4 protein-coding genes are annotated in these 2,861 nt (G+C 64.7%); 3 read left to right on the top strand and 1 reads right to left on the bottom strand.

The annotated features are described in order from the left end of the window. On the bottom strand, window positions 1-604 hold a 604-nt coding region (locus AC1DSN_RS20850), incomplete at its 3' end, for a tRNA threonylcarbamoyladenosine dehydratase (RefSeq protein WP_477332621.1). Window positions 605-668: 64 nt separating this feature from the next. Here AC1DSN_RS20850 and AC1DSN_RS20845 point away from each other — a divergent pair. From AC1DSN_RS20845 to AC1DSN_RS20835, 3 genes are all read left to right on the top strand, one after another. After that, the gene (locus AC1DSN_RS20845) at window positions 669-1,058 is read left to right on the top strand and encodes a cytochrome c (RefSeq protein ID WP_213948372.1); all 390 of its coding nucleotides are present in this window, start codon (window positions 669-671) and stop codon (window positions 1,056-1,058) included. Window positions 1,059-1,101: 43 nt separating this feature from the next. Then, window positions 1,102-2,430, top strand: a complete 1,329-nt coding sequence (locus AC1DSN_RS20840; RefSeq protein WP_477332619.1) for a sensor histidine kinase — start codon at window positions 1,102-1,104, stop codon at window positions 2,428-2,430. Further along, a partial coding sequence (locus tag AC1DSN_RS20835) for a hypothetical protein (protein WP_477332617.1) occupies window positions 2,430-2,861 on the top strand: 432 nt, incomplete at its 3' end. The genes AC1DSN_RS20840 and AC1DSN_RS20835, both read left to right, overlap by 1 nt.

Here is a 2,861-nt window from a genome sequence, read left to right as displayed (position 1 = left end):
CGGGGTTACGCGGGAAGCCATGCTCCTGGCGGAGCTTCTTCCGGATCATGCTGAGCATGGCGTCGTGTTCGGTGCGCGAGAGATCGCGAACCCGGATGAGGGTCGGATCGGTGCGTCCGCCGGCGGCGCCCACGGTGACCAGGGGCACCTTGCGCCGACGACACCAGACAACGGTCTCCAGCTTGACTTTGAGCGCATCGCAGGCGTCGATGACCACGTCGTACTTGCGGTCGAGGAGTTCGTCGAGCGTGGATGGCGTGAGGAACCGCTCCATGGCCTCGAGCCGGATGGTCGGGCTGATGGCGTGCGCCCGCTCGGCGACCACGCCGACCTTGGGCTTGCCGTACTGGCCATCCAGGGCGTGCATCTGCCGGTTGGTGTTGGAGAGGCAGACATCGTCGCCGTCGATCAGCGTAAGCCTGCCGATGCCACTGCGAGCCAGCGCTTCGGCGGCCCACGAGCCGACGCCACCCACGCCGATGACGCACACATGCGCGTTGGCGAGGCGGTCCAGGGTGCCGCGGCCATAGAGCCGCTCGATGCCGGCGAAACGTTCGGCCTGGGCCGTACTCACGGGTGTCCCGGTCTGCGGTAATGTGCTCATTGTCTCATATTGAAAGAATGGAACCGTCCGTTATGCTGACGGTCCGGAAAGCCATGGATCATCGATGCGCGCGCTGCTTCTCGTCGTCCTGGGACTGGCCGTAGGTGCCATGGGCGCCACCTTTGCCCTGTCGGCCCTTCGTCAGGGCACACCGTTCCACAGTGGGGTGATGGCCGTCATGCAGCACCACATGGGCGTACTGCGGGGCAACGTGCGGGCGAAACAGTGCGATGCCAAGGGCAGCGCCGACCATCTGTCTCGCATGCGCGAGACGGCCGGTGATATTCGCCAGGCCTTCCCGGACATGGAACCCGCGTTCTTCCAGGCCGACGACGGCCTGCTTAAAGCCCTCGACGGTGCCGTCGCCGCCGCGCCTGGCACCTGCGAGGCCCTCGTCGCTGCCTTGAAACCCGTGGGGGACGCCTGCCAGTCCTGCCACCAGCAATTTCGCTGAGATGACGGGAACCCCTCCCGAGAGGCCCGCTGGCTTCATACGCATGCAGTGGTGGCTGCTGGTGCGCGCCATGGCGCGCTTCGAAACCACCATGTTCCTGCGCACGCGCTATTCGCAGCCCAAGATGGTCGCGATCGGCGTGGTCGGCAGCTTCTGCCTTGCCGTCTATTACCCGGTCTGGGCCTATCTCTTCCCGCAGCCGTACGAAAACCTGCCGATGCGCCTGGTCTGCAGCGCCACGTTCATCCCGCTGGCCTTGCTGCCCTGGTGGCCGCGCCGACTACGCACGCACCTGCCGACCTATTGGTACTTCGCCATGACGGTGGCGATGCCCTTCTTCGTTGGCTATATGACCCTGCGCAACGCCACGCCAGCGTGGTTGATGACCCACCTCGCCTGCGTGATGTTGCTGATGATGCTGTTCGACATCGTCAGTTTTCTGCTTGTTTTCAGCATCGGAAGCCTGCTCGCCGGCCTGGTCTTCGTGCTTTCCCCCGAGGCGCACCTGCACACGCAGACGATGCTCGAGTACCTGCCCCTGCTGTTATTCGGCATGGTCGGAGGCGCCACCTGCACGGTCTCCTCGACGATGGCCGAACAGTCGCGCATCGAAGCGCTGACCGCCGCCTCGAACAACATCGCCCACGAACTGCGCACGCCGCTCGGCTCACTGCGCATCGCCGCGCGCGCCGTCGCCCGCTTCATGCCCGACCTCATCCGCAGCCATCGCCTGGCCGAGGGCGAGGGCCTGCCCGTTCCGGAACTGCGCGCTCAAAACCTGCATGCGCTGGAGCGCAGCATCGGCGTCATGGAGCGCGAGGTGACCTACGCGAACACGATCATCGACATGCTGCTGCTCTCCGCCCGACCGATCGGTGAGGTGCCACTGATTCCCCTCACCGCCCGCGAATGCGTGGAGCAAGCCTTGCGCCGCTTCCCGTATGGCTCGCGCGCGGAACGCGAGCGGATCACCCTGTCACCCACGGGCGACTTTCGGCTCCTCGGCGAGGAGAGCCTGGTGGTCCACGTACTGTTCAATTTGCTGCGCAATGCACTTTTTCATACCGATCGGGCGGGCAAGGGCGAGATCGGCGTGTTCATCGAGCCCGGCGAGCGGGCCAGCCGCATCCGTGTCCATGACACGGGTCCGGGCATCCCGCCGGACGTCGTTCCCCGTATTTTCAACCGCTTCTACTCGTATTCGAGCGATAGCCCGGGAACCGGGTCGATCACCGGGCTAGGAATAGGTCTCGCTTTTTGCCGCGCGGCGATGGAGCATATGGGAGGTGGCATCGTCTGCCGAACCAATCTGGGTGAATTCACCGAATTCACCCTAACCTTTCCGCATGCGGAGACCGGGGACCGGCAGTGATGACGTTGAACTCGCAGGGCGATATCCAGCCCTTCCACTTCCCAACAACGACCTTCCTCGTGGATGACCACGAGGAGTACCTCGATGTCGTGCCTCTCCTGCTCGATCCGATGGTCCGTGTGCGCACCTTCAGTTCGCCGCGCAGCGCGCTGGCTACGCTGGGCAACAATGGCAGCCGCCCCGTTCCCGGCGGCGGCTGGCTGTATCGCTGGAAGGACCGCCCGTCGGAAACACAGGAACTGGTGGCGCTCGATATCGACTCGATCCACCGGGTGGTTTACGACCCCGAGCGTTTTGCCGAGATTTCCGTGGTGGTGGTCGACCAGGCCATGCCCGAGATGGACGGCATCACCTTTTGCAAGCGCTTGCCGAATCCGCATATCGGCAAGATCCTGCTGACCGGCCGCGCCGACGACGCCACGGCCATCGAC

The sequence above is a fragment of the Luteibacter sp. P4_D7_3 genome (assembly GCF_056401735.1).
The sequence above is the reverse complement of the archived record's forward strand: the minus strand, read 5'-3'. Positions and strand labels throughout refer to the sequence as shown.

What these genes read in the sequence shown, in the direction of transcription:
- AC1DSN_RS20845 (WP_213948372.1), top strand. Translation starts at nt 669, where the DNA reads ATGCGCGCGCTGCTTCTCGTCGTCCTGGGACTGGCCGTAGGTGCCATG.
- AC1DSN_RS20840 (WP_477332619.1), top strand. Translation starts at nt 1,102, where the DNA reads ATGCAGTGGTGGCTGCTGGTGCGCGCCATGGCGCGCTTCGAAACCACC.